22 protein-coding genes are annotated in these 25,267 nt (G+C 67.4%); 10 read left to right on the top strand and 12 right to left on the bottom strand.

Going from position 1 to position 25,267, the window contains the following annotated elements:
- Positions 1 to 45 precede the first annotated feature (45 nt).
- Complete coding sequence (locus CJ177_RS28110; RefSeq protein ID WP_061044085.1) at positions 46 to 1,314, bottom strand: nitrate/nitrite transporter; 1,269 nt, start codon at positions 1,312 to 1,314, stop codon at positions 46 to 48.
- Positions 1,315 to 1,359: 45 nt separating this feature from the next.
- Entirely contained in the window at positions 1,360 to 2,358 is a 999-nt protein-coding gene (locus CJ177_RS28105) for an aldo/keto reductase (RefSeq protein ID WP_007297918.1), read from the bottom strand.
- Between the two features lie 84 nt (positions 2,359 to 2,442).
- On the opposite strand from CJ177_RS28105, the gene CJ177_RS28100 reads away from it, so the two are divergent.
- Positions 2,443 to 3,009, top strand: a complete 567-nt coding sequence (locus CJ177_RS28100) for a TIGR03086 family metal-binding protein (protein ID WP_005243919.1) — start codon at positions 2,443 to 2,445, stop codon at positions 3,007 to 3,009.
- A 37-nt stretch (positions 3,010 to 3,046) separates the two neighbouring features.
- On the top strand, positions 3,047 to 4,741 hold the full coding sequence (gene ilvD / locus CJ177_RS28095) for a dihydroxy-acid dehydratase (RefSeq protein WP_009478121.1): 1,695 nt from the start codon (positions 3,047 to 3,049) through the stop codon (positions 4,739 to 4,741).
- A 66-nt stretch (positions 4,742 to 4,807) separates the two neighbouring features.
- Here the strand turns inward: ilvD and CJ177_RS28090 are convergent, their stop codons facing one another.
- Both CJ177_RS28090 and CJ177_RS28085 read right to left on the bottom strand, forming a co-directional pair.
- Positions 4,808 to 5,461, bottom strand: coding sequence for a S1 family peptidase (locus CJ177_RS28090; protein ID WP_005243923.1), 654 nt, complete (start codon positions 5,459 to 5,461; stop codon positions 4,808 to 4,810).
- Between the two features lie 121 nt (positions 5,462 to 5,582).
- Positions 5,583 to 6,311: a DUF6319 family protein gene (locus CJ177_RS28085; RefSeq protein ID WP_095869124.1), complete on the bottom strand. Its 729-nt coding sequence runs from the start codon at positions 6,309 to 6,311 to the stop codon at positions 5,583 to 5,585.
- A 164-nt stretch (positions 6,312 to 6,475) separates the two neighbouring features.
- Here CJ177_RS28085 and CJ177_RS28080 point away from each other — a divergent pair, with 164 nt between their 5' ends.
- Entirely contained in the window at positions 6,476 to 7,531 is a 1,056-nt protein-coding gene (locus tag CJ177_RS28080; RefSeq protein WP_005243927.1) for an adenylate/guanylate cyclase domain-containing protein, read from the top strand.
- Between the two features lie 204 nt (positions 7,532 to 7,735).
- Here CJ177_RS28080 and CJ177_RS28075 read toward each other — a convergent pair whose 3' ends face one another.
- The gene (locus CJ177_RS28075; protein ID WP_005243931.1) at positions 7,736 to 8,407 is read right to left on the bottom strand and encodes a TetR/AcrR family transcriptional regulator; all 672 of its coding nucleotides are present in this window, start codon (positions 8,405 to 8,407) and stop codon (positions 7,736 to 7,738) included.
- A gap of 90 nt (positions 8,408 to 8,497) precedes the next feature.
- Here CJ177_RS28075 and CJ177_RS28070 point away from each other — a divergent pair, with 90 nt between their 5' ends.
- Both CJ177_RS28070 and CJ177_RS28065 read left to right on the top strand, forming a co-directional pair.
- Positions 8,498 to 10,081: an MFS transporter gene (locus CJ177_RS28070; RefSeq protein WP_095869123.1), complete on the top strand. Its 1,584-nt coding sequence runs from the start codon at positions 8,498 to 8,500 to the stop codon at positions 10,079 to 10,081.
- Between the two features lie 99 nt (positions 10,082 to 10,180).
- Positions 10,181 to 11,077, top strand: coding sequence for a diiron oxygenase (locus tag CJ177_RS28065; RefSeq protein WP_025431939.1), 897 nt, complete (start codon positions 10,181 to 10,183; stop codon positions 11,075 to 11,077).
- A gap of 1 nt (position 11,078) precedes the next feature.
- Here the strand turns inward: CJ177_RS28065 and CJ177_RS28060 are convergent, their stop codons facing one another.
- From CJ177_RS28060 to CJ177_RS28045, 4 genes are all read right to left on the bottom strand, one after another.
- The gene (locus CJ177_RS28060) at positions 11,079 to 13,358 is read right to left on the bottom strand and encodes a bifunctional SulP family inorganic anion transporter/carbonic anhydrase (protein WP_095869122.1); all 2,280 of its coding nucleotides are present in this window, start codon (positions 13,356 to 13,358) and stop codon (positions 11,079 to 11,081) included.
- 220 nt (positions 13,359 to 13,578) lie between these two features.
- Positions 13,579 to 14,946, bottom strand: a complete 1,368-nt coding sequence (locus CJ177_RS28055; RefSeq protein ID WP_061044088.1) for an SLC13 family permease — start codon at positions 14,944 to 14,946, stop codon at positions 13,579 to 13,581.
- Positions 14,947 to 14,974: 28 nt separating this feature from the next.
- Positions 14,975 to 15,844 carry a hydroxymethylglutaryl-CoA lyase gene (locus CJ177_RS28050; protein ID WP_061044089.1) on the bottom strand — a complete coding sequence of 290 codons (870 nt, stop codon included), beginning with the start codon at positions 15,842 to 15,844 and terminating at the stop codon, positions 14,975 to 14,977.
- A gap of 16 nt (positions 15,845 to 15,860) precedes the next feature.
- Complete coding sequence (locus tag CJ177_RS28045; protein ID WP_095869121.1) at positions 15,861 to 17,078, bottom strand: CaiB/BaiF CoA-transferase family protein; 1,218 nt, start codon at positions 17,076 to 17,078, stop codon at positions 15,861 to 15,863.
- A gap of 213 nt (positions 17,079 to 17,291) precedes the next feature.
- On the opposite strand from CJ177_RS28045, the gene CJ177_RS28040 reads away from it, so the two are divergent.
- Positions 17,292 to 17,834, top strand: coding sequence for a gamma carbonic anhydrase family protein (locus CJ177_RS28040; protein WP_179443287.1), 543 nt, complete (start codon positions 17,292 to 17,294; stop codon positions 17,832 to 17,834).
- A 5-nt stretch (positions 17,835 to 17,839) separates the two neighbouring features.
- Here CJ177_RS28040 and CJ177_RS28035 read toward each other — a convergent pair whose 3' ends face one another.
- Complete coding sequence (locus CJ177_RS28035; RefSeq protein WP_095869119.1) at positions 17,840 to 18,487, bottom strand: IclR family transcriptional regulator; 648 nt, start codon at positions 18,485 to 18,487, stop codon at positions 17,840 to 17,842.
- A 217-nt stretch (positions 18,488 to 18,704) separates the two neighbouring features.
- Between CJ177_RS28035 and hppD the strand changes: the two genes are divergently transcribed.
- Positions 18,705 to 19,910 (top strand): 4-hydroxyphenylpyruvate dioxygenase, encoded by a 1,206-nt coding sequence (gene hppD / locus CJ177_RS28030; protein ID WP_095869118.1) that lies wholly within the window; start codon positions 18,705 to 18,707, stop codon positions 19,908 to 19,910.
- Between the two features lie 48 nt (positions 19,911 to 19,958).
- On the opposite strand, the gene CJ177_RS28025 is transcribed toward hppD, so the two are convergent.
- Entirely contained in the window at positions 19,959 to 20,417 is a 459-nt protein-coding gene (locus CJ177_RS28025) for a carboxymuconolactone decarboxylase family protein (RefSeq protein ID WP_025431935.1), read from the bottom strand.
- 49 nt (positions 20,418 to 20,466) lie between these two features.
- Here CJ177_RS28025 and CJ177_RS28020 point away from each other — a divergent pair, with 49 nt between their 5' ends.
- From CJ177_RS28020 to CJ177_RS28010, 3 genes are all read left to right on the top strand, one after another.
- On the top strand, positions 20,467 to 21,876 hold the full coding sequence (locus tag CJ177_RS28020) for a PLP-dependent aminotransferase family protein (RefSeq protein WP_061697644.1): 1,410 nt from the start codon (positions 20,467 to 20,469) through the stop codon (positions 21,874 to 21,876).
- A 233-nt stretch (positions 21,877 to 22,109) separates the two neighbouring features.
- A complete protein-coding gene (locus CJ177_RS28015) occupies positions 22,110 to 22,637 on the top strand; it encodes an OsmC family protein (protein ID WP_005243956.1) in 528 nt (175 codons plus the stop codon).
- A 40-nt stretch (positions 22,638 to 22,677) separates the two neighbouring features.
- Positions 22,678 to 23,979 (top strand): bifunctional o-acetylhomoserine/o-acetylserine sulfhydrylase, encoded by a 1,302-nt coding sequence (locus CJ177_RS28010; protein WP_005243958.1) that lies wholly within the window; start codon positions 22,678 to 22,680, stop codon positions 23,977 to 23,979.
- 44 nt (positions 23,980 to 24,023) lie between these two features.
- Here CJ177_RS28010 and CJ177_RS28005 read toward each other — a convergent pair whose 3' ends face one another.
- Positions 24,024 to 25,202, bottom strand: a complete 1,179-nt coding sequence (locus CJ177_RS28005) for a hydroxylase (protein WP_025431934.1) — start codon at positions 25,200 to 25,202, stop codon at positions 24,024 to 24,026.
- Positions 25,203 to 25,267 lie beyond the last annotated feature (65 nt).

Below are 25,267 nucleotides of genomic sequence, written 5' to 3'. Positions count from 1 at the left end.
ATGCGTTATAGTGTTACACATCATGTAAGAGTGTAACTAGCCCTTTCAGCGACCGCCCCGCTCCCGCCACACCTGCCGGATGGGCCGCAGCACCAACCCCATCTGCTTCCGTGTCTTCCCACGCGTCACCAGAACACCCGTGATCGCCACGATCCAGACCGGGTACTGCACGAGCCAGGCCACCCGGAACGCCTCGAACGAGTACCCGCCCATCGCATCGAGGATGAGACCCATCGCCTGGATGACCAGCAACGACGCCAGGAAGCCGCCGATGTTGACCATTCCCTGCGCCGTTCCCATGCTGGTGCTGGGGTTGAACATGCGGGCGTAGTCGAAGCCGATCATCGAACCGGGGCCGCCCACCGAGATCACCATCACGAGCACGATCAGCAACCAGATCGGCGCCGGACCGGGCAGCGACAGGACGACGGTCCAGATCGCCGCGTTGCTGATCATGATGGCCAGCACCAGATAGGAGCGGCGCATCGGGAAGCGGCCGCTGAGGATGCCGATGATCGGCCCGGCCACGATCGCCGAGATCACCGACAGGGTCAGCAGCGAACCGGCCTCCGCCGGCGACAACCCCTGTGCCGACCTCAGGTACGGCACACCCCACAGCAGGGCGAACGTGGTCATCGAGAACTGCGTGCCCATGTGGGTGAAGAACCCGAGCCGGGTGCCGTGACGACCCCACACGGCGCGGATCTGCTTGCCCACCTCCCGCAGTCCGGCGGGCGCCGCCACCACCTCCAGACCGGGAGGCGCATTGCGGATGACGGAGACGGCCAGCACGAACGACAGCAAACCGAGCGACGCCGCGCTGCCGTACGCGAAACTCCAGCCCGGCCCGTTCAGCAACAGCATCAACGGCAGCGCCGACAGGATCTGACCGATCTGACCGAAGATGCCGGTGAGCTGCGACACGAGCGGGACCCGCCGCGGCGCGAACCACTGCGGCACCAGGCGCAGCACGGAGATGAACGTCATCGCGTCGCCGACGCCGACGAGAACGCGCGCGGCGACCGCCAGCGGCAGCGATTCGGTGAGGGCGAGAAGCATCTGCGCCGAGGCCATGATGAGGGCGCCCGCGGAAATCATGATCCGCGACCCGTACCGGTCGAGGAGCACACCGGCCGGAATCTGCATCCCCGCGTACACCACGATCTGGAGTACGACGAAACCCGACAACACACTCGGACTGATCGAAAATCGTTCCGTCGCCGCGAGGCCCGACACACCGAACGAGGTTCGATGCAGGACGGCGACGATATAAGCGACAACCCCGACGCCCCACACCAACCACACTCTGCTCATCGCAGATCAAACTACCCCCCAGCAGGTATTACCCGCTGAGTGAAGTCACTCGCGGCCCAGCGACACCCAGGTCGGATCGGCCGTGCGCTCGCCGACGGTGAGATCCGCGAGCAGGTCCAGGCGCGCGATCTGGCCCTCGGTCAGCGTGAGCGCAAGCGCGCCGGCGTTCTCCGTGACACGCGCCGCGAACCGGGTGCCGGGAATCGACACGGACGGCAACCCGAACTCGCGGGCTTTCGCGTCCAGCCACGCCAGCGACACCTGGGCGGGCGTCGCGTCGAGCTCGGCAGCGACCTCGCGGACGACGTCGAGCACCTTCAGGTTCGCCGGCAGCGCATCGTCGCCGAAACGCGGGAACCGGCGGCGCAGATCCTTGTCGCCCAGCGTCGCCGGGTCGTACGTTCCGGTGAGGAAGCCCCGGCCCACCGGCGAATACGGCACGAAGCCGATGCCCAGTTCGGCCGCCGCGGGAACCACGTGCTTCTCGACGTCGCGACTCCAGATGCTCCACTCGCTCTGGATCGCGGCGATGGGGTGCACGCGCGAGGCGCGACGCAACTCGTCGCCGGTCGCCTCCGACAGTCCGATGTTGCGGACCTTGCCTGCCTTCACCTGTTCCGCGATCGCGCCGACGGTGTCTTCGATGGGCACCTCGGGGTCGACGCGGTGCAGGTAGTACAGATCGACGGTGTCGACGCCGAGCCGGGACAGCGATTCGTCGAGGGCCTGCGCCACGTATTCGGGCTTGCCGTTGATGCTGCGCCGGCCGTTCGCGATGTTGCCGACGAGACCGAACTTGGTGGCCAACTGCACCTCGTCGCGACGTTCCTTCAGCACCGTGCCCACCGCTATCTCACTCGCGCCGTCGCCGTACACGTTGGCCGTGTCGATGAACGTCACTCCGATGTCGATGGCGTGGTGGAGGGTCGCGAGCGCCTCCGCGGCATCGACGGGGCCGTACACGGGGGCGACGGACATGGCGCCGTAGCCCTGCGCGCTGACGGTGAAGCCTTCGGACAACTGCACGGTGGGGATGTTGGTCATGCGCCCCATCCTTCCCGAGCACCCCGACAGGTGCATCGTTTGGAATCGCGCTGATCGTGACCCGGCTGCCTCTACCCTGAAGGCATGGCATTCGACTGGTTCGAACTCGCCCGCATCGCCCACCGCGAGTTCGGTGCACGGGTCGCCGCGATCACCGACTGGTCGGCGCCGACACCGGACCGCGAATGGGACGTCACCCAGCTGGTGCGGCACGTCATCGAGGAACAGCAGTGGGTTCCCCCGCTGCTCGCCGGCAAGACGGTCGGCGAAGCGACCCCGGACATCGAGCCCCTGCACGGCGACATGCGGTCGGAATGGCAGCGGTATTCGGACGCGGCCATCCACGCGTGGTCGTCGACCGACCCGGGGACGCAGGTGCATCTGTCCTACGGCACGGTGCCGCTCGAGCCGTATCTGCGGCAGCAGATCGCCGACGTCACCATCCACGCCTGGGACCTCGCCAAGGCCACCGGTTCCGACGACGCACTCGACCCGCAACTCGTCGCCGGCGTCTGGTCGGATCTCGATGGCCAACGCGAGATGCTCTCCGAGAGCGGGCTGTTCGCCGACCCCGTCGACGTTCCCGACGACGCGTCGCTCCAGGATCGCCTGATCGCCCTGACCGGTCGCGATCCCCGGCAACGCATTTAACCAACCGCCGCGGAGGGTCCCGCCTACGCTGGGAGACATGAGTACCCCGGATCCCAAACCCCGCAGCCGCGACGTCACCGACGGACTGGAGAAGACCGCCGCGCGCGGAATGCTCCGTGCGGTGGGCATGGGCGACGACGACTGGGGAAAGTCCCAGATCGGCGTGGCGTCGTCGTGGAACGAGATCACCCCCTGCAACCTGTCGCTCGACCGGCTCGCGAAGGCCGTCAAGGACGGCGTCCACGCCGCGGGCGGGTATCCCCTCGAGTTCGGCACCATCTCCGTGTCCGACGGCATCTCGATGGGACACGAGGGCATGCACTTCTCCCTCGTCTCCCGTGAGGTGATCGCCGACAGCGTGGAAACGGTGATGCAGGCCGAACGCCTCGACGGGTCGGTGCTGCTCGCCGGTTGCGACAAGTCGCTGCCCGGCATGCTGATGGCCGCGGCCCGCCTCGACCTCGCGAGCGTGTTCCTCTACGCCGGTTCGATCCTGCCGGGTGTCGCCAAAATGTCGGACGGCACCGAACGCGACGTCACCATCATCGACGCGTTCGAGGCGGTCGGCGCCTGCTCGCGCGGACTGATGAGCCGTGAGGACGTCGACGCCATCGAGCGTGCCATCTGTCCCGGCGAGGGCGCGTGCGGCGGAATGTACACCGCGAACACGATGGCCAGTGCCGCCGAGGCGCTCGGCATGTCGCTGCCCGGCAGCGCCTCCCCGCCCGCCACCGACCGTCGTCGCGACGGATTCGCGAGGCGCAGTGGTGAAGCCGTCGTCGAACTGCTCCGCCGCGGCATCACCGCCAGGGACATCCTCACCAAGGAGGCGTTCGAGAACGCCATCGCCGTGGTCATGGCGTTCGGCGGCTCCACCAACGCCGTCCTGCACCTGCTGGCGATCGCGAGCGAAGCGGATGTGGAACTGACACTCGACGACTTCTCCCGCGTCGGCGCCCGCGTCCCGCACCTCGCGGACGTCAAACCGTTCGGCAAGCACGTGATGAAGGACGTCGACCACATCGGCGGCGTCCCCGTCATCATGAAGGCCCTGCTCGACGCCGGGATGCTGCACGGCGACTGCCTCACCGTCACCGGCAAGACCATGGCCGAGAACCTGTCGGCCATCGCCCCTCCCGACCCGGACGGCAAGGTGCTCCGCGCGATGAGCTCGCCCATCCACCCGACCGGCGGAATCACGATCCTCAAGGGTTCCCTCGCCCCGGGCGGCGCGGTGGTGAAGTCGGCCGGGTTCGACTCCGACGTCTTCACCGGCACCGCCCGCGTCTTCGAACGGGAACGCGCCGCGATGGACGCCCTCGAGGACGGCACCATCACGAACGGCGACGTCGTGGTCATCCGCTACGAGGGTCCCAAGGGCGGACCCGGCATGCGCGAGATGCTCGCGATCACCGGCGCGATCAAGGGTGCCGGACTGGGCAAGGACGTCCTCCTGCTCACCGACGGCCGATTCTCCGGCGGCACCACCGGCCTGTGCGTCGGCCACGTGGCACCGGAGGCCGTCGATGGTGGTCCCATCGCCTTCGTCCGCGACGGCGACCAGATCCGACTGGACGTCGGGACGGGCACCCTCGAACTGCTCGTCGACGAAGAGGAACTCGCCGGCCGTAAGAACGGGTGGGAGCCCCTGCCCCCGCGCTACACCCGCGGGGTCCTGGCCAAGTACACGAAGCTCGTCGGTTCCGCCTCGGGCGGCGCCGTCTGCGGGTAGGCGCTTCGCGCCCGTGAGTGGTTGACGAGTCCAGAGACTCGTCAACCACTCACGAGCCCGGAGGGCCTAGATGGGCCGGAACCCGGCGCCGGGGCCGCCGCTCGCGTTCATGTCGGCGATGATCGAGTTGAGGTTGGTCCCGATCTCCGGGCCGATGCACGGTGCCGCGAGGTAGGCGTTGACCATGGCCACCAGGGTGGTGCCGACGACCATCGGTGCGCCCGAGTCACCCTCGATCACGCAGGCCTGGGTCCACGTCTCCCCCGTCTGCATGAGGTCGCCGTAGACGATGCCGCAGGTGTTGCCCGTGGTGCGGCCTTCCTTGCACGCCACCTGCGGGAAGGCTGCCGGTGCGCCGATGTTGGTGATGGTGACGCCGCCGACCCTGTTGACCGGGACGACCTTCGCCGGGTCGAACTGGATCACCGCATAGTCGAGAGCGGGGTTGGAGACGACGAACTTTCCGACGATGCCGCTGTCCTGACTGGCTTCGGGCACCACGTAGGAGCCCGATTCACCGCAGTGGCCCGCTGTCAGGCCGACGAGCCGGCCCGCGTTGTCGTGCCCGATGGTAGTGAGTGAGCAGACGAGTTCGTCGTTCACCACGATCCCCGAACCGCCCCCCAAGACGGCGGCCGGAGCTGCTGTCGCGGACCCCGCCGCAACGAATCCCAGAATTCCCGCTGTCGCCGCAACAACCGCCGCGAATCGTTTCAACATTTTTCGAACCTTCCCGGATGAGCCCCGACGGCCGCGTGTCTCCCCATAAGAATCCCACCCCGCGCAAGACCTGCGTGGGGGAATGCCGATGTAGAGACCGCGACCGTTGCTCACCCGGGCGCTACTCGACGGCGCCGAGTGCCTCCAGTGCTTTGCGGGCGTCCTCGAGTTGCCGGCTCAGCTCGTCCACCCGGGCCGCCGCGAGGTTGCGTGCCGCCACGATGATCGACTCGACGGCCTCGATCGCCGTCTCCTCCCCGAGTTCCCGGACGGCGCGCTCGACGGCGTCCGGAGAGACGGGGACCGCCTTGCCGGGACGCTTGGCTCCGTGCGCGACGGTGACGCTCCAGTCGTTGTCGGCACCGGCGTGGATGGTGACGCTGACTCCCGCGGGCACTTTCTTGCTGGTGCGTTTGGCCGGTGCCGCGGCGGGTTTCGGGACCGCGGTGGCGGCGGGCTGAGGCGTCGCGACAGTCTTGGCGGCCGGAGTCTTGGCGGCCGGAGTCTTGGGGGCGGGGGGCGGACCGGGTTCGATCTCCTGGTGCACGACCGGCGTCGCGGGGGCGGCGGGCGCGGGCGCAGGCTTGGTGGCCGGAATTCGTCTCATCAGAAGCTCCTCCGCTTCGAAGGGGAGCTCGTCGTCGACGCCTTTGGGGCGGATCAAGAGCGTATTGCCTTGCACGGAGATAACTTTCGCTGAGGCTCCGGCCTCGAGCCCGAGGCTGGGCATCGCCTCGCGCAGATACACGGTGGCCCGCTTACCTTCCGCGATCGCGGCAGCGAGGGTCTCGAGATTCTCCGCGGTCAGGTGATCCGGTGCGGCGGCACCGGAACGTCTACGGGGCGGCATGCGCTGTCCTTTCTGGTCTGTCTCCTGGTTACGCTCGTGAGCACCGCAACTCTCGCACACCCCACCGACGGTTCCGCATCGGACGGGCACGCACAGTGGCAGATTGAGAGGGATGGACGCACCGGCGACCAGGCGTGCGGATCGACAGTATCGAGAGGAACGACGTGACCTCGGAAGCACCGGAGAACGGCGACGAGACCGCAACGACGACGGAGATCTCACCGACCCTGCTCCGCGACGTCCAGGCCGATCTCGAGGAGTCGCTTCTGGGCGGGCCCCGCCGCTACACGCGGGCCGAGATCGCCGACTTCGCGGGGGTATCCCTCGAACGGGCGGACCGCCTGTGGGTGTCGATGGGTTTCGCGGTCGACACCGATCCGGACGGCGTCATGTTCACCGAGGGGGACGCCGCCGCGTTGCGCACCATCGCGTCGCTCGTCGACCAGGGGATCATCTCACCGGAACGCGAAGTGGCGGCGGCTCGTGCTCTCGGCCAGTCGATGTCGCGGCTCGCCGAATGGCAGGTGTCATTGATCAGCACCCACATCGTCGATCAGCTCGCCGGGTCCGCGGGCAGCGACGAGCAGGCCATCCGGGAGCAGGTGCGCGAACTCACCGCCGAGATCCTTCCGGCGGTCGAGTCGTTGCAGGCGTACGTGTGGCGCAGGCACATCGCCTCGACCACCGGTCGCAACGTCGGGAACCCCGGCGAGGAGGTCGCGAGCCGGAAGCTGGTGGTCGGTTTCGCGGACATCGTCGGGTACACGTCGCTGACCCGTCAGCTCGGCGCGCGGGAACTGAGCGACCTTCTGGAACGATTCGAGTCGGCGTCGACGTCGGTCATCGGCCGCCATCAGGGATGGGTGGTGAAGACGGTCGGCGACGAGGTGATGTTCGCGGTCGAGTCGCCGGCCGATGCGGCGGAGATCGCCCTGCAGTTGCGGGAGCAGGTTCTGCCGGACGAGACGGACCCCGAACTGCGGGTAGGACTCGCGATGGGCCCGGTGCTCGTCCGGTTCGGCGACCTCTACGGCTCCGTCGTCAACACCGCGGCGCGACTCACCGGTTCGGCGCGTCCCGGCACGGTGCTGATCGACGAGGCGCTCGCCCACGAACTCGCCGACGCTCCCGGTTACTACCTCAAGCAGCTACGTCCACGACGCGTTCGAGGGATTCGACGACTCGAACAGTTCGTGCTGCGTCGAGACCGGGACGCCTAGCGACCGTCAGCTTCCGAAGGGAAGGGTTCCGGGCGGGATGGAGTATCCGCTGCTGCCGGCGGCGACGCCGCCCCAAGCACCGAGGAGCCAGTTGAGTGCATCAGTGATCATCGAGAAACCTTCCCACACCATTCATTCGATACGCGCGGCATCCGGTGCCGCGCGCAGGTGCCACGGTAATGACGACGTGCGGAGCTGTCGACGTCACAATGCCTGAGCAGGCGATATCCCGAGGAGCGTCGGCTTCGCGGGACCGGCGGCGACCTGGGCGGCGCGTGCGGCGAGGAAGTCGTCGACGATCTGCTCACACGCGGTCCGTCCCAGTGGGGTCAGGGTCGCGAGCCGGGTGAAGACGAGTGGTCCGATGAGTTGCGCGAGAGCGAGGTCGTAGTCGAATTCGCCGAGTCGTTCGGCCGCCTCGGGTGTCCCGAAGACCTGGTCGAACGCCGCCCGGTACTGCTCGACGATGGTCTGCCTCAGCGTCCGCAGTTCCGGTTTGTCCGACTCGACAGCGGCCGCGCTCGAGTAGTCGTCCAACGCGGGGCCCATGCCGAGCCAGCACATGGCCGTCACGTTCATGGGGGCACTCTCGATGAGTTTCGCCTGGCTGACCATCAGCTCGACCAGCCGGTCGCGGAGGTCGCCGTCGGCGGGCACGGTCGGCGCGGGTGGGATCAGCCGCCCGAAAGCCGCGGCGACCAGTTCGGTGCCGTTGCCGAAATGCCGGTAGAGCGTGGCCCGAGCCACGTTCGCCAGCTTGGTGACGGCGTCGATCGTCACGGCATCGGTGCCACCCTTCGCGAGAAGAGTTGTCGCGGCGTCGAGAAGTCTCGCTCGAGAGCGCTGCCTGCGGGGATCCTGCTCGGTCATCTGCACCGCCCGTTCCTGCCACTGCCCGACCTCTTGTGAACTGTCAGTCTACCAACGATACTGACAGTCTCGTTACTTCCACGGAGGGACTACATCGTGCGCTCTCGGGACTCCGCACCACCGCAGGACACCGAACAGAGCAACACCACCGGCTGGACCCTTCGGCAGATCTGGATGCTGACCGTCGCGTGCTGCGCTGTCGCACTCGTCGTCGCGGCGATGGCGGCACTGAACACCGCCCTGCCCGACCTCGCCCGCGACACGGGCGCGACCCAGAGCCAGCTGACGTGGATCGTCGACGGCTACACCCTCACCCTGGCCGCACTCCTGCTTCCGGCGGGCGCGCTCGGCGACCGGTACGGCCGGCGAGGGCTGCTCATGGTCGGGCTGTTGGTCTTCGGCCTGGGCTCCGCCATTCCGATCCTGAACGACAGCCCCGAGTGGATCATCGGTTCCCGGGCGATAGCGGGCGTCGGCGCCGCTCTCGTGATGCCCGCGACATTGTCGCTGCTCACGGCGGGTTTTCCGCCCGCGCACCGAGGCCGGGCAGTGGGCATCTGGTCGGGCGTCGCGGGGTCCGGCGCAATCGCGGGCCTGCTCGTCTCCGGACTCCTGCTCGAGAAGTGGTCGTGGCACGCCATCTTCATCAGCCTCACCGTGGTGTCCGCCCTGATCTTCGTCACGGGCTTCACCATCTCCTCCTCCCGGGAGACGGAACGCCCACCACTGGACCTGCCCGGCACCGGGTTGATTGCCGCCGCGGTCGGATTGTTCGTCCTGGGAACCATCGAGGCGCCGCAGCGCGGCTGGCTGGATCCCGTCGTGCTCGGACTGCTCGTCGGTGGCCTCGCCGCCGCTGCCGCGTTCGCCCTCGTGGAACTGCGCAGAAAACGCCCCCTGCTTGACGTCCGACTGTTCGCCAACCGCGCCTTCGGCTCCGGGTCGATGTCGCTCCTACTGCAATTCCTGGCTTCCCTCGGCCTCTTTTTCCTCGTCGTCCAGTACCTGCAGCTGGTGCTGAACTACTCCCCTCTGCAGTCCGCTCTTGCGCTCGCCCCCATCGCCGTGCCGGTCGTGGCGATGTCCGCGGTCATGCCGATGCTCATCCCGCACGTCGGGCTCCGGCCGCTGCTCGCGTCCGGTTCCGCATTGCTCGGCCTCGGCATCCTCTTGCTGGTGCGGCTCGATGCGCATTCGAGCTACGCGGAGGTGTGCGTCCCGCTCATCGTGGCCGCCTTCGGTATCGGACTGTGCACAGCGCCCGCGACAGCAGCCATCGTGCAGAACACCCCGGACGCGAAGCAGGGTGTCGCGTCGGCCGTCAACGACACAGCGCGCGAGATCGGTTCGGCCATCGGCGTCGCCTTGGCGGGCAGCGTCCTGGCCGCGGGGTACGGCACCCACGTGCAGCCGGCGGTCGACGCCGTTCCGGAGGCCGCGAAGGAGCCGGTGTCGAGTTCACTGGCCGCGGCACTGCAGGTCGCCGAGGTCGCGGGCCCACAGGGCGAGCAGTTGGCGACGTTCGCGCGGGATTCGTTTCTGAAGGGTTTCGACGAGGCATCCATAGTGCTGGCCTGCGTGTTGTTCGCCGCGTCGCTACTGCTCGCGGTGTGGGCTCCCGGGCGGAAGGGTTCCGTGCCGACGGCCGAAACGCCGAGAGAACTGGCCGACGTCGACTGAGCGGACGTTGCCCTTGTGACGGCCGTCGCTGTATCGTTCAGTATCAGTTACTGAATGTCACAGTTAGTTGACCGCATAGTCACAGAGCAAGGGGTAGTGATGACCGCATCGATCGTCGTCTCCGACCGCGAAGAGACCGCCCAGCGCTTGCTGGCGTCGTCGGCACGCAAGTCCTACGACCCGATGGTCGAGGTCGACTGGGAAGCACCGATTCCCGACGACAAGTTCGGTCTCACCCCCGAGTGGAGCACGCTGTACGGCACGGCCCTCTGGGACGAGATGACCGAAGAGCAGAAGATCGAGCTCACCAAGCACGAGGCCGCCAGCGTGTCCAGCGTCGGACTGTGGTTCGAGATCCTGCTCATGCAGATGCTCCTGCGCGACGTGTACGGCCGCGACAAGCACTCGCGCCACGTCCAGTTCGCGCTCACCGAGGTGGCCGACGAATGCCGCCACTCGGTGATGTTCGCCCGTGCCGGTGAACGCCTCAACATGCCGAGCTACGGCCCGCACCCCGCGATCCACAAGCTCGGACGCATCTGGGGTGGCTTCTTCCGGGGCGCGAACGCGTACGCCAGCGTGATGGCCGCCGAGGAGATCCTCGACATGATGCAGCGCGACTTCATGAAGGACGAGCGCGTGCAGCCCGTCACCCGCACGGTCAGCAAGATCCACGTCCTCGAAGAGGCCCGCCACATCCGCTTCGCCCGCGAAGAGGTCGGCCGCCGCATCGAGGGTGCCGGCTGGGCTCGGCTGCAGTTCGAGCGGCTCAACACCGCGGTGGTCGTGTACTTCGTGATGAAGAGCATGATCCGCAAGGACGTGTATGCGAACGCCGGACTCGACCCGGAGCGGGCCGCCGCCGAGGCCAAGAACAACCAGCACTACAAGGACACCGTTCGCACGTCCGGTTCCAAGTTGATGCAGTTTCTCGATGGCGTCGGCCTCGTCGGCGGCCCGTCCAAGCGCCTCTACAAGAGGGTCCATCTCCTCTGAATCATGTGGGGACGTGGTCCAGGTAGGACACACCGGTCGAGGTGATCTCGAGTACGCGGGCGGACGGAATGTCGAAGAACATTCCCGCGACGCGTACTCGGCCCTCGGCCGCCGCCGCACCGACGAGGGGATGGCGTCCGAGGGTTTGCACCTGGACCGCCACGTTCACCATGCCCAGCTGGTCGATCTCGTCGAATCCGAGTTCGGCCGCTGCTCGCGCCACCGGATGACCGCTGAGGAACGCGTTCCGGCTCGGCTGTGCGAACGTCAGCCACTGTTCGACGGCGTCGCGATCGGACCCGTCGGTCTCGGTCGGCGCACTCGCGAGCACGGCCTTCATCGCGCCGCAGCCGGAGTGGCCGCACACGATCACCGAGCTGACCTCGAGTTCGTCGAGGGCGAAGGCCAGTCCTGCCTCGACCGACACGTCCTGTTTCCCGGTCGGGACGAGGTTGCCCACGTTGCGCACCGTGAACAGGTCGCCCGGACCGCTGCTGGTGATCACGTTCGGCACGATGCGTGAATCGGAGCAGGTGAGGAACAACGAGTCGGGGCGCTGTCCGTCCCGCAGTTCGTCGAGGTGCGGGAGCAGCTGAGCCGCGTTCCGCCGGTGGTATTCCGACACTCCCGCGAGGACCGGCCGGAGTGCCGCCGGTGTGGTGGTGGACCCCTCGGTGTCGGTGTGCCGCGGCTGCCAGCTCTTCCACGGGGCGAACCCGCGGGGGCTCACCACACCGATGCCGCGCCGCGGCGGCGACGCGCCCACGGCGTCCATGTCGACGGGACCGAGCGCATCGATCACGACCGTTCCGCCGTTCCGCTCGTGGTGACGCTTCCAGTCGTCGATCGCCTCGAACATCGCGTGGTCGAGGAAGTCGACCGCCAGTTCCACGGTGACGTGCGCGCCCTCGGGCACCTTCGCGAGGAGCCCCGTCAACGCCGGCATGGACAGGAAGCTGCACGACCCCTCGACGGTCACGCGCCACCGCCCGGAATCCTCGGAGCCGACAGGTTCGGCCCGCATCTTTGGGTGGATGACCCGCCACAACAGCAGGACCACCGCGAGTGCCAGACCGATGATCACGCCCTCGAGCAGGTTCAGGAAGACCACACCGGCCACGGTCACGCCGTACACCCACAGGTCGCCGGTGCGCCGGGCCGTCCGCAGATGAGCCATTTTGACGAGCTGGATGCCGATCACGATGAGGAGGCCGGCCAGCGCTGCCATCGGGATCTGCTCGACGAGTCCGGTGAGCAGCGCGGCGAAGACGAGGATCCACACGCCGTGCAGCACGGCGGACGCCCGGGTGCGCGCCCCGGCGGCCACGTTGGTGGAACTGCGCACGATCACACCGGTGACCGGCAGGCCGCCGATGAGACCCGAGAGCATGTTGGCCGAGCCCTGACCGACGAGTTCACGGTTGAACTCCGAACGCGTGCCGCCGTGCATCTTGTCGACGGAGACCGCGGACAGCAGGCTCTCGACGCTCGCGATCAGCGCGACCGTGAGTACGCCGGTGGCCACTGCGAGCCACGGGCCGTCCGGCATCGAAGGTAGTGCCACGGCATCGAACAGGGAGCCGTCCAAAGTGATTCGATCGATGTCGAGTGGGAGGGCAAGGGACAGAACGGTGGCGGCGACGACGGCGACCAGCGGACCGGGGAGCACCTGCAGCTTGCCGGGGATCTTCTTCCAGAACAGCAGGACGGCGATGACCACCGATCCCACGAGGACGTCGCCGTAGCGGGCGGACGTCAGCTGGCCGGGGAGCTGAGTGATGTTCTCGACGGTCGAGCTGTGCGAGCTGCCACCGAGTAGGACGTGAATCTGCTGGAGGGCGATCGTGATTCCGATACCCGCCAGCATGGCGTGGACCACGACCGGCGCGATGGCCAGGGCCGCACGGGCAATTCTGCTGAGTCCGAAGATGATTTGAAGGAATCCGGCCGCGACGGTGATCGCGCACGTGGCCTTCCAGCCGAATGTGGCGACCAATTCTGCTACCACCACCGTCAATCCGGCGGCAGGACCGCTGACCTGGAGCGGTGAGCCACCGATGGAACCCGCCACCACACCGCCGACGATCGCCGCGATGAGCCCCGCCATGATCGGGGCGTCGGACGCGATCGCGATACCGAGCGACAGCGGCAGTGCGACGAGGAAGACGACGAGCGACGCGGGTAGGTCGTATCGCGCGTTATCTCGCAACCTTTCGCCGAGGGTCGGTCCGGGGGCGGGGGCACCGGATGGGGGTGCTTTCTCGTTCTCGAGGATCGACATGTCGTCACCTTACGGGCGGAGAACGACGAAACGCCCGAAACGGACGTGATCTTGTGGCATGTGTCACTGTGGCAGCACTTTTCGCCCAGTGGAATCGAAAACTATTGGACAACAGTCCATTACATGAAACTTAAAGTACACAAAGTTCACCACATCCGTCCTCGCACCGTGAGACGTGCCGGTCACCGCGGGAAACGGTGACCGGCACGGCGGAGCCGCCCTACACGGATGTGGGTACGACGACCAGCGCCCAGACGAACATGGGAGCCGACAGCACGATCAGACCGCAGTAGGCGAGCATCTTGCGCTGGAAGCGCCCCTTGTCCTCGACCTGTGCGTTGGCGAGCACCATCACGCCGTTCGTCGAGAACGGGCTGACGTCGACCACCGTCGCGGAGAATGCCAGGGCCGCGACGAATCCCACGGCGCCCACCTCTCCCATCGCGAGCATCGGCGCGGCGAGGGGCAACGCGATGCCGAGCGTACCGATCGACGATCCGAAGGCGGAGATGATCGCGACCGCGTAGCAGAGGATCAACGCGGTCAGCAACGGCGATCCGAGAGCCGACGCCGCATCGCCGAGGAAGTCGAGCGTGCCGTTCTGCGTCATGACCGCCATGTAGGTGAGCATCCCGCACACGAGCACCACGGCAGGCCATGCCACGTTGTCGATGACCTTGGGGTGCGACTTGGGCGCCATCAGCAGCAGCACCGCACTGATGCAGATCGAGCTGACGCCGACGTCGATTCCGAACGCGACCGACCCGACGACGAGGAACCCGATGCCGGCGAGCGTCGCGAACCGGTACCGGTTCATCTTCACCGGCTTCACGCCTTCGTGGATCAGCGCCTCCTCGATGACCTCACGATCGGTGAGGGTCGCGGTGTTCCCGCCCGGGCCGTTGCCCGGAGTCACGCCACCGGACGGTCGACGTGAGGAACCGCCGAATCCTCCGCCGTCGGATGTCTCCTCGACGGGACGCGGAGTGCGGCGACCGATCAGGTCGAGGCCGTAGATCAGGAACAGCACGATCGCGATGGCCAGGTTGAGCACGAACGGCAGAGCGAACAGGACCAGGGGATTCGCCCCGACGCCGGTCGAGTCCATCAGTCCGTTGATGAATGCGCCGTAGAGATTGATGGGTGAGAACGCGCAGGCCAGGGCGCCGTGGCTGATGACCATGCCCATCAGGAACGGGTTGATCTTGTTCTTCGCTGCGAGGGGCATCGCGATGGGGGCGAGCATGCCGACCGCGAGGACCGACCCGAGGGCCATCAGCAGTCCGGACAGCAGGAACATCATCCACAGGATCGCCCACCGCCTGCCGCGCACGAGTCGGAGCGAGGCCTCGATGACGAGGTCGATGGTCCCGTTCGTCTTGGCGATGGCGAACAGCAGCGTGATGCCGCCGACGATGATGAACGTGCTGCCGGGGAAGGCGTCGATGATGTCCTCGACCGGGATCCCGGACACCCAGCCGCCGATGACGAACGCACCGGCGAACGCGAGGATGCCCATGTTGATCGGGGTGAGTGTCGCCACTGTGAAGATCGCGATCAGAGCGACGATGGAGATTGCGTAGACCATGGTCGGCCTTTCGGGGTGAGTTCGCAGATCACACTGCGGTGAGGGGCCGAGCTTGGGCCAGAGCGTGTTTCACGGTGTCGACGGCGACGCCGAGGGCCTGCTGATCGATCCCGGTGTCGATGTCGTGCGCGTGCAGGTGCGCGACCAGTTCCTCGGTGGCGAGGTTGCCGTGGGCGCCCGGCGCGAACGGGCAGCCGCCGTACCCGCCGATGGCGCTGTCGAAGTGCGTGATGCCGAGCTGCCGGTGCGCTGCGATCACGGTGCCCAGGGCCTGGCCGTGCGCATTGTGGAGGTGCAGGCTCAGTTCGATGTCGGGGAGGGCGTCGCGTACCGCCCCGGCCGATGCGAGCACCTGCTCGGTGGTGGCCGTTCCGAGCGTGTCGGCCAGCCCGAGCCGGCGCACACCCATTGCGGCCATCGCGCTCGCGACCCGCACCAGCGTGGCGGGGGCGATGATGCCCTCGAACGGACAGACGAACGCGGTCGACACACCTCCGAGGAAACTCCGGTCCGGGTACTTCTGCAATGCCTCGGCAAGTCCGTGCAGCGCCTCGTCCGGGTTCCGGCCCGTGTTCGCCGTGCTGTGCCCGGCACTGGCAGACGTCACGACCTGGATCTCGTCGATGCCGGTCGCGATCGCACGGTGCACTCCGCGCGGGTTGAGTGCCAGAGCGCTGTAGGTGACGGACGGGTCGGTGCGGGGCAGCCGGGCGATGACGTCGTCGGCGTCCGCCATCTGCGGGACGCGTGTGGGCGAGACGAACGATGCCGCTTCGATGTGCTTCACACCGGCGGCGACGAGTGTGTCCGCGACGGCGATCTTGTGGTCGGTGGAGACGACCACATCTTCGTCCTGTAGTCCGTCTCGCAGCACGACATCCGTTATGGTGACTGACATTTCATTCTCCTTCGATTCAGATGACGTTGCGAGAGCGGTAGTCGTCGAGCTGCTCACCCGACAGATTCAGCAATCCGCCGAGGATCTCGTCGGTGTGCTCACCCAGTTCGGGGCCGGCCCAGCGGATCTGCGTGGGTTCGCCGTCGAGCTGCGGGACCACTCCGGGGAAGCGCACCTCTTCGGGTTCCCCGTCGACGGACACCTTCAGGCTCTGCAGCATGCTGCGGGCGTTGTAGTGCTTGTCGTCGGCGATCTGCACGGCGTCGTAGACCTCGCCGACGGGCACACCGGCGGCGCCGAGTTCGGCGACGACGTCGTGGGGGCGACGCACCGATGTCCACGACGAGATGGCCTCGTCGAGTTCGGCTTCACGACGGAATCGCTGATCACCGTCGGCCAGTTCCGGGTCGTCAGCGAGATCGCCACGACCCACGGCCTGCATCAGCCGTCCGAACACGCCACTCGAGTTGCCGGCGATCATGACGGAGCCACCGTCGCACGGATAGACGCCACTGGGCACCACGCCGGGCAGATTGCCCGCGGTCCGTTCCCGGACCATGCCGTACGCGTCGTAGTCGGGAACGAGGGATTCCATCGCCATGAACACCGACTCGTACAGGGCCACGTCCGCGACGCGCGGGGTCGAGTGATCGCCCTGCCTTGCCTTGGCCAGCAACATCATCAGGGCGCCGATCGCGCCGTGCAGTCCGGCGAGCGTGTCGGCGATGGGGGCGGCGGCCCGGACCGATTGACGGTCCGGGTAGCCGGTGACGTGCCGCAATCCGCCGAAGGCTTCGGCGACGCCGCCGAATCCGGTGCGCTCCCGGTACGGGCCGGTCTGTCCGTAGCCGGAGATCCGCACGAGCACGATGTCGGGGTTGGCGGCCGTCAGCTGGTCGGGCCCGATTCCCCAGCGCTCGAGCGTTCCGGGACGGAAGTTCTCGATGACGACATCCGACTTCCGGGCGAGGTCGAGAATGATCGCGCGACCCTCGTCGGTCCGGAGGTCGAGTGTGACGGACCGCTTGTTGCGCGCGATGGTGCGGAACATCATCGACGTCGCGCCGCGGCGGCGACGCCAGCCCCGCAGTTCGTCGCCGACGCCCGGCCGCTCGATCTTGACGACCTCGGCGCCGAAGTCGGCGAAGATGCGGCTCGCCATGGGGGCTGCGATGAAGTTGCCGAGTTCCAGCACACGGATGCCGTGCAGTGGGCCGTTCTCTGGGACCTGCATGTGAGAGTTCTCCCTCGTCGATCTGTACCGGATGACGACTGGGGTCCTACCTGCTAATTCTCATTATTTGGCAGTTGGGTTCCCGTCTGATAAGAATGACGGTAGTGGTAGCAGTCACAATTGGCAATGCCCGGAGTCCGCGCCACAGGACAATGGACGACGGGACGCTGCGGAATGCAGCAGGAATCGGCTGCTCGACAGGAGGAGAACACGGTGAGAGAACCACACGTCGTTGCGATCAATGGACGTTCGCCGCGCGCGGAGGAGACCACATGGGTCGCGCCGACGGCCGCGGTGATCGGCGCCGCAACGCTCGGCGCCGAGACCAGCGTCTGGTACGGCGCGGTGCTGCGTGCCGATTGCGATTCCATCACCCTCGGCGAGGGAAGCAACATCCAGGACGGAGTGGCCGTTCACGTCGATCCGGGTTTCCCCGTCGTCGTCGGCCGGGACGTCAGCGTGGGGCACAACGCCGTCCTGCACGGCTGCACCGTGGGGGACGGCGCCCTCGTGGGCATGGGAGCCACCGTCCTCAACGGAGCGGTGATCGGCGAACAGTCGCTGGTCGCCGCGGGCGCGCTGGTCCTCGAGGGCACGCGAGTTCCGCCGCGCTCACTCGTCGCCGGCGTGCCCGCGAAGGTACGTCGCGAACTGACCGACGACGAGGTGTCCCACAACGCCGCCAACGCCGCGGTCTACCGTCAACTGGCGCAGCAACATCGGTCGGCGGACGTCACCACGTTCGACATCGCCTGAGCGAGTCAGTCGCCCGGAACGGATTTCTCGATCTGCCGCGCAGCAGCGACGACTGCGCGGCCCATCGACGCACCCAGGTTCTCCCCCATCCGCCCCTCGGGGCCCGACACGCACACGGCAGCCACGATCTCGCCGTGCCTGCGAACCGGCGCACTGATGGACGCGGATCCCGGCGTTCGTTCCGAAACCGACACCCACCAACCGGATTTCACAGCTTCGGGGTCGGCCTCCCAGTCGCCGGACAGCACGTGTCCGCTCGACCCCTGCGGTAGCGGTACCAACGTTCCGACGGGCAACGCCACCCGCAGTTCGTGCTGGGAATCGACGCTCGCGGCGCAGAGACGGGATTCACCCCGGCGAACCCACAACTGCGCGGATTCCCCTGTCGCCTCGCTCAATTCCCGCAGCGCCGGAATCGCCAGGTCGCTCAATGCCGTGGTGACGAATCGCTGCCCCAGGTAGAAGCGGCCTTCCTGATCCCTGCGAAGGAGGCCGTGCTTGACCATGTCGGTCGCCAGCCGGTACGTGGTCGACAGGGACAGGTCGAGTTCACGGGCGAGGTCGCTCGCGCCCATCGGGCTCGACTCGACGACGTCGAGGATCGCCACCGCGCGGGCGAGCACTCCGACGCCGATCTCACTCCGCGCAACCATCGCAGTCCATTTCTATTGCCCCATTGAAGTATTCAGATTGTATAGGAAAGCGGCGCGCGACCGTCCGCATCCCGTCGATGCGGCTAGTTGCCCGGGTGCCGGTTGACGACGGGAACGGGGGCCGGTTACCTCTGTGTCAGGCATTCGCCACTCCCCCGGCGCGCAGTCGCACTGATCTCCCGGGCATCCGAAAACCGTTGCAAGGAAAGGCACCATCATGACGATCGAGCAGACCCTCACCGACAAGGAACGCCTGGCAGGTCTCGACCTCGGCCAGCTCGAACAGCTGGTCGGGCTCGTCGAATACGACGGCACCCGCGACCCGTTCCCGGTCAGCGGCTGGGACGCCGTCGTCTGGGTGGTCGGCAACGCCACCCAGACCGCCCACTACTTCCAGTCCGCATTCGGGATGACCCTCGTCGCCTACTCCGGACCCACCACCGGCAACCGCGACCACCACAGCTTCGTCCTCGAATCCGGCGCCGTCCGCTTCGTCATCAAAGGCGCCGTGAACCCGGACAGCCCCCTGATCGAGCACCACCGCACCCACGGCGACGGCGTCGTCGACATCGCCCTCGCCGTCCCCGACGTCGACAAGTGCATCGCCCACGCCCGCGCCCAGGGCGCCACCGTCCTCGACGAACCCCACGAGGTGACCGACGAGCACGGCACCGTCCGCCTCGCCGCGATCGCCACCTACGGCGACACCCGCCACACCCTCGTCGACCGCAGCAACTACACCGGCCCCTACCTGCCCGGCTACGTCGCCCGCACGTCGTCGCACACCAAACGGGACGGCGCCCCCAAACGCCTGTTCCAGGCCCTCGACCACGTCGTCGGCAACGTCGAACTCGGCAAGATGGACCACTGGGTCGACTTCTACAACCGGGTCATGGGGTTCACGAACATGGCCGAGTTCGTCGGCGAGGACATCGCCACCGACTACTCCGCCCTGATGAGCAAGGTGGTCTCCAACGGCAACCACCGGGTCAAGTTCCCGCTCAACGAACCCGCCATCGCCAAGAAACGCTCGCAGATCGACGAATACCTCGACTTCTACCGCGGTCCCGGCGCCCAGCACCTGGCCCTGGCCACCAACGACATCCTCACCGCCGTCGATCAGCTGACCGCCGAGGGCGTCGAATTCCTGGCCACCCCCGACTCCTACTACGAGGACCCCGAACTGCGGGCGCGGATCGGCAACGTCCGCGCCCCGATCGCCGAACTGCAGAAACGCGGCATCCTCGTCGACCGCGACGAAGACGGCTACCTGCTGCAGATCTTCACCAAACCCCTCGTCGACCGCCCCACCGTGTTCTTCGAACTCATCGAACGCCACGGCTCCCTCGGCTTCGGCATCGGCAACTTCAAAGCCCTCTTCGAAGCCATCGAACGCGAACAAGCCGCCCGCGGAAACTTCTGAGCGGGCGGCAGTGCAGCGGGCGCGAGGCGGCGGGTCCGTTACCCGGGATCAGCGCACCCGCGGGGTCTTCCGCGTGCTCACGGCGATGCGATTCCACGCGTTGATCGTGAGCACCAGCGAGATGAGCTGCGCCAGTTCCGTCTCCTCGAAGTACTCCTCCGCCTCCTCGTACACCGAGTCGGGGACGAAGCCGTCGGTCAGCACGGTGATCGCCTCGGCGAGCGCGAACGCGGCACGCTCCTTGTCGGTGTACAGCCCGTGCGCCTCCTCCCACGCGCTCAGCAGGTACAGCTTCTGTTCGCTGATGCCGATCTTGCGGGCATCGGCGGTGTGCATGTCGATGCACCAGGCACAGTGATTGATCTGGGAGCAACGGGTGACTACCAGCTCGACCAGTTCCGGATCGAGGCCCTGCCGTGCTGCGGCGTCGAGGGCGATCATCGCCTTGTAGACGGCGGGGGCCTTGCGGGCGAGATCGACGCGGGTCTTGCGCTCTGTTGTGGTCATACGAGAACAGTAGGCGCGAAATAGCCCATCTGTATGGTTCAATTCAAGCATGGAAACTTGGGCCAATTCGGGTCTGGGCCGCGACCTCCATCTCGACCTCGCCGCGTCCGGCGGCGGACGGGCGCCGGGGGTGCGCGCAAATCTGGTTTCCGCTCTGCGCGAGTCGATTCGATCGGGGCGGCTCGTCGCCGGCACCACCCTCCCGCCGTCCCGCACCCTGGCCCTCGACCTCGGCATCGCCCGCAACACCGTCGCCGAGGCGTACTCCGAACTCGTGGCAGAGGGCTGGCTCACCGCCCGGCAGGGGTCGGGAACACGGGTTGCCGATCGGGCAGGCGAGCCGGCCCGACGTCCGCGCACCCGCTCCGCGGCGGCGCCCCGACCGGCGTTGAGCCTGATGCCCGGTTCGCCCGACGTCGGAGAGTTTCCGCGTGCCGCCTGGATGGCGTCGGCCCGCCGGGCGCTCACCGCGGCACCCAATGACGCGTTCGGACCGGGTGATCCGCGGGGACGCCCCGAACTCCGTCACGCGCTCGCCGAATATCTCTCTCGCGCACGAGGAGTGCGCACCGATCCCGAGCGCATCGTGGTCAGTGCGAGCTCGGGGCACGGACTGTGGTTGCTCGCCCGCGCCGTGCAGGGACCGATCGCCGTCGAGGGGTACGGGCTGCATCTGCATCGCGAACTTCTCGGCGACGCCGGCGTCTCCACCGTCCCCCTGCAACTCGACGCCCGCGGAGCACAGCCCCCGGATACGACGGGCAGGCAACCGTCGGCGGCGTTGCTCACCCCGGCTCATCAATTCCCCACCGGCGGGCCGCTCCATCCCGGCAGGAGAACGGCTTTCGTGGAATGGGCACGTGCGACGGGGGCGATCGTGATCGAGGACGATTACGACGGGGAGTTCCGGTACGACCGCCAACCCGTCGGCGCCCTGCAGGGTCTGGCCCCGGACGAGGTGGCATACCTGGGCACCGTGAGCAAGACCCTCTCCCCCGCGATCCGCGTGGGATGGATGGTGCTGCCGGAACGCCTGATCGACGATGTCCTGGCAGTCAAGGGCGGATACGAGCGATGGGTCAGCGCGACGGACCAGCTGACCCTGGCCGACTTCATCGAGAGGGGCGCATTCGACCGGCACGTCCGCAGGATGCGCACCCTCTACCGCCGCCGGCGCGACACCCTCGTCGAAACCCTCGCCGCCCGTGCACCACATGTGCACGTCACCGGCATCGCGGCCGGTTTGCACGCCGTCCTCGAACTTCCCGACGGGACCGAGGCGGCCACCGTCGACCGGGCCGCGACCCTCGGCCTCGCGGTGGAGGGTCTGCGCACGTTCCGTCATCCGGACGGTCCCGCGAACCGGCCCGACGGACTCGTCGTCGGCTACAGCACGCCGTCGTCCGCGCGTTTCTCGGCTACTCTCGACGCCCTGTGCCGCGCGCTGCCCACTCCGTGAGCAGAATTTCCTACGGGACTGGTCGGAATGCGTGTCGTGCGGTTACAGTCTGATCCGTGACCGAATCCGGCGTGATCGACTCAGGTGAGCTGCTGACGCGGCGTCGCCACGTCGATTTCGCGCTGGTGTGTACCTCGAGGTGTCCGATCTCCTGATCGGACCCCTCCCGGCGTGACGTTTCTCCACGCCGGGTTCCTCCTGCACACCCTCGTTTTCGAAGGATTCGTACAGTCATGACCACTGCATCCGTTTCGCACCTCACGTCCGTCATCGGCGCCACCCGCGACGCCGTTTCCCAGGATTCCGCGAACGCTCACGTCGTCTTCCGCGCCTCCGCGCAGGCGCACGACGCCGTCGCGAGCACCGTCACGCTCGGCAAGTACAGCGTCGAGGTGGACGAGCCTCCGGCGCTCGGCGGCGACAACTCGGCCGCCAATCCCGTGGAGTACTACCTCGCTTCACTGCTCTCCTGCCAGGTGGTGACGTACCGCTTCTGGGCCGAGAAGCTCGGTGTCCGCGTCGACGACATCTCGGCGCGCGCGGAGGGCGACCTCGACGTGCGCGGGTTCTTCGGCTTCGACGACGCCGTCCGTGCCGGGTTCGGCGAAGTGCGCGTCGTCGTGACGCTGACCGGCCCGGAATCGCGGGAGCGCTACCTCGAACTGCAGGAAGCGGTGGATGCGCACTGCCCCGTCCTCGACCTGACCCGCAATCAGACCCCGGTCCACACCGTGGTCGAAACACTCACCGGCGACAACTGATTCACCACATCCACCTCACCGAATCTGGAGTACACCACTCGTGACCGAGAGCATCGATCCCACCGTCAACTGGTCGTTCGAGACCAAGCAGATCCACGCCGGGCAGACGTCCGACGCGACCACCAAGGCGCGGGCGCTGCCGATCTACCAGACCACCTCGTACACGTTCGACAGCACCGATCACGCTGCCGCGCTGTTCGGTCTGGCCGAGCCGGGTAACATCTACACCCGCATCATGAACCCCACGCAGGACGCGGTCGAGCAGCGCATCGCCGCCCTCGAGGGCGGCGTCGCCGCACTGCTGCTGGCCTCCGGGCAGGCCGCGGAAACCTTTGCGGTGCTGAACCTCGCGGAGGCAGGCGACCACATCGTCTCCAGCCCGTACCTGTACGGCGGTACCTACAACCTCTTCCACTACACGCTGCCCAAGCTCGGCATCGAGGTGTCGTTCGTGGAGGACCCCGACGACCTCGAGCAGTGGCGCAGCGCCGTCCGCCCGAACACCAAGGCGTTCTACGGCGAGACGATCGCCAACCCGAAGAACCACATCCTGGACATCCCGGGAATCTCGAAGGTCGGCCACGACAACGGGATCCCGCTGATCGTCGACAACACGGTGGCCACGCCGTACCTGCTGCAACCGTTGAAGCACGGCGCGGACATCGTGGTGCACTCGGCCACCAAGTACCTCGGCGGTCACGGCACGGCGATCGCCGGTGTCATCGTCGACGGCGGCACGTTCGACTGGACCCAGGGCCGCCACAGCAACTTCACCACGCCGGACCCGAGCTACCACGGTGTCGTCTTCGCGGACCTCGGCGCCCCGGCCTACGCGCTGAAGGCTCGCGTGCAGTTGCTGCGCGACCTCGGTTCGGCGGTGGCCCCGTTCAACGCGTTCCTCATCGCGCAGGGCATCGAGACCCTCAGCCTGCGCGTGGAGCGGCACGTCGCCAACGCCCAGAAGGTGGCCGAGTTCCTCGAGGCCCGCCCGGAGGTCACGTCCGTGGCGTACGCGGGTCTGCCGTCCTCGCAGTGGCACGAGCGCGCACAGCAGCTCACCCCGAAGGGTCCGGGCGCGATCGTGACGTTCGAACTGGCCGGCGGTGTCGATGCCGGCAAGAAGTTCGTCAACGCGCTCACCCTGCACAGCCACGTCGCGAACATCGGCGACGTGCGCTCGCTGGTGATCCACCCGGCGTCCACCACGCACTCGCAGCTGACCCCGGAGGAGCAGCTCGCCGCCGGTGTGACTCCCGGACTGGTCCGGCTCGCCGTCGGCATCGAGGGTATCGACGACATCCTCGCCGACCTCGAGACCGGATTCGCCGCAGCCGCACTCTGATCCGATGCCGGGAGCCGAGGCGCGAGCCTCGGCCTCCCGGTGCTTCAGATCATGGCGCGCATCATCCCCTGCGGTTCGCCGCCGAGCTGGGTGAGCGCGCTCGCGTGGTTGGTGGGTCCGGGCACGTGGACCGCGTGCGCCAGACCGGCGTGCGCGTCGCGCCAGAACCGTTGCATCGGTGTCTTGTAGTGCAACGCGCCACCGCCGGCGCGCGCGAAGATCTCGTCCACGGCACGCACCGCACGCCAGGCCGCGGCAATCTGGGTGCGGCGTCCGATCGCACGCTCCTCGAACGTGATCTCCTTGCCCGCGTCGACCTTGTCGTAGAACCGGTCCGCGGTCTCGATGAGGGAGACCCGCGACGCATTGATCTCGGCGGCGGACTCTCCTATCGCACTGAGCACGTAGGGATCCTCCTTGATCTTCTGGCCCGTGATGGCGACGCGGTCCTTCTGCACCGCGATGTGACAGGCCAGCGCGCCCTCGGTGATACCGATGACGGCGGCGGTGATCCCGAGGGGGAACATGCACGAGTACGGCATGTTGAACAGCGGCTCCGGCCTGCCCGCCTCCTTCTGCGCACGTCCGTCCATCACCTTCGACGCGTTCAACGTCCGGTAGCCCGGGACGAAGGCACCGTCGACGATCAGGTCCTTGCTTCCCGTTCCGCGCAGTCCGATGACGTCCCACGTGTCCTCGACGATCTGATAGTCGGTGCGCGGCAGAATCACGTGCAGAGACGAGGGCGGCATTGCGATGCCACCCTCGCCGTCACCGACCATCGCCCCGAGGAAGGCCCACTGACAGTGGTCGGTTCCGGACGAGAACGACCACCGCCCCTTCAGGACGTACCCGCCGTCGACCGGTGTCGCGACACCCATGGGCGCGTACGGCGACGCCATCCACGTGTCGTTGTCCTCGCCCCAGATCTCCTCCTGCACCCGCGGGTCGGCGAACGCCAGTTCCCACGGGTGCACGCCGACGATCCCGGTGACCCATCCGCTCGCACCGTCGAGTGCGGCGACTCCCATGACGGTCTCGGCGAACTCGCGGGGGTGGACCTCGTAGCCGCCGTAGAGCTTGGGCTGCAGCAATCGGATCGCCCCGGAGTCGCGCAGGAGGCCGGCGGCGGTGTCGGTGAGTCTGCAGTCTTCCTCCGACTGGACGGCCTGCCCACGAATCTCCTCGGCGACGCCTTCGATTCTGTCGAGAACCTGACCCATAGGGACTCCCTTCCACCGCAAGTAGAACACGTTCTAGTCAATATAGCGCCGGAGGTGGCAATTCC

The sequence above is a fragment of the Rhodococcus sp. ACPA1 genome (assembly GCF_002300195.1).
GTDB lineage: Bacteria > Actinomycetota > Actinomycetes > Mycobacteriales > Mycobacteriaceae > Rhodococcus_F > Rhodococcus_F opacus.
The sequence above is the reverse complement of the archived record's forward strand: the minus strand, read 5'-3'. Positions and strand labels throughout refer to the sequence as shown.

Coding starts and splice junctions, on each gene's coding strand:
- CJ177_RS28110 (WP_061044085.1), bottom strand. CDS start 1,314: ATGAGCAGAGTGTGGTTGGTGTGGGGCGTCGGGGTTGTCGCTTATATC.
- CJ177_RS28105 (WP_007297918.1), bottom strand. CDS start 2,358: ATGACCAACATCCCCACCGTGCAGTTGTCCGAAGGCTTCACCGTCAGC.
- CJ177_RS28100 (WP_005243919.1), top strand. CDS start 2,443: ATGGCATTCGACTGGTTCGAACTCGCCCGCATCGCCCACCGCGAGTTC.
- ilvD (WP_009478121.1), top strand. CDS start 3,047: ATGAGTACCCCGGATCCCAAACCCCGCAGCCGCGACGTCACCGACGGA.
- CJ177_RS28090 (WP_005243923.1), bottom strand. CDS start 5,461: ATGTTGAAACGATTCGCGGCGGTTGTTGCGGCGACAGCGGGAATTCTG.
- CJ177_RS28085 (WP_095869124.1), bottom strand. CDS start 6,311: ATGCCGCCCCGTAGACGTTCCGGTGCCGCCGCACCGGATCACCTGACC.
- CJ177_RS28065 (WP_025431939.1), top strand. CDS start 10,181: ATGACCGCATCGATCGTCGTCTCCGACCGCGAAGAGACCGCCCAGCGC.
- CJ177_RS28060 (WP_095869122.1), bottom strand. CDS start 13,358: ATGTCGATCCTCGAGAACGAGAAAGCACCCCCATCCGGTGCCCCCGCC.
- CJ177_RS28055 (WP_061044088.1), bottom strand. CDS start 14,946: ATGGTCTACGCAATCTCCATCGTCGCTCTGATCGCGATCTTCACAGTG.
- CJ177_RS28050 (WP_061044089.1), bottom strand. CDS start 15,844: ATGTCAGTCACCATAACGGATGTCGTGCTGCGAGACGGACTACAGGAC.
- CJ177_RS28045 (WP_095869121.1), bottom strand. CDS start 17,078: ATGCAGGTCCCAGAGAACGGCCCACTGCACGGCATCCGTGTGCTGGAA.
- CJ177_RS28035 (WP_095869119.1), bottom strand. CDS start 18,487: ATGGTTGCGCGGAGTGAGATCGGCGTCGGAGTGCTCGCCCGCGCGGTG.
- hppD (WP_095869118.1), top strand. CDS start 18,705: ATGACGATCGAGCAGACCCTCACCGACAAGGAACGCCTGGCAGGTCTC.
- CJ177_RS28025 (WP_025431935.1), bottom strand. CDS start 20,417: ATGACCACAACAGAGCGCAAGACCCGCGTCGATCTCGCCCGCAAGGCC.
- CJ177_RS28020 (WP_061697644.1), top strand. CDS start 20,467: ATGGAAACTTGGGCCAATTCGGGTCTGGGCCGCGACCTCCATCTCGAC.
- CJ177_RS28015 (WP_005243956.1), top strand. CDS start 22,110: ATGACCACTGCATCCGTTTCGCACCTCACGTCCGTCATCGGCGCCACC.
- CJ177_RS28005 (WP_025431934.1), bottom strand. CDS start 25,202: ATGGGTCAGGTTCTCGACAGAATCGAAGGCGTCGCCGAGGAGATTCGT.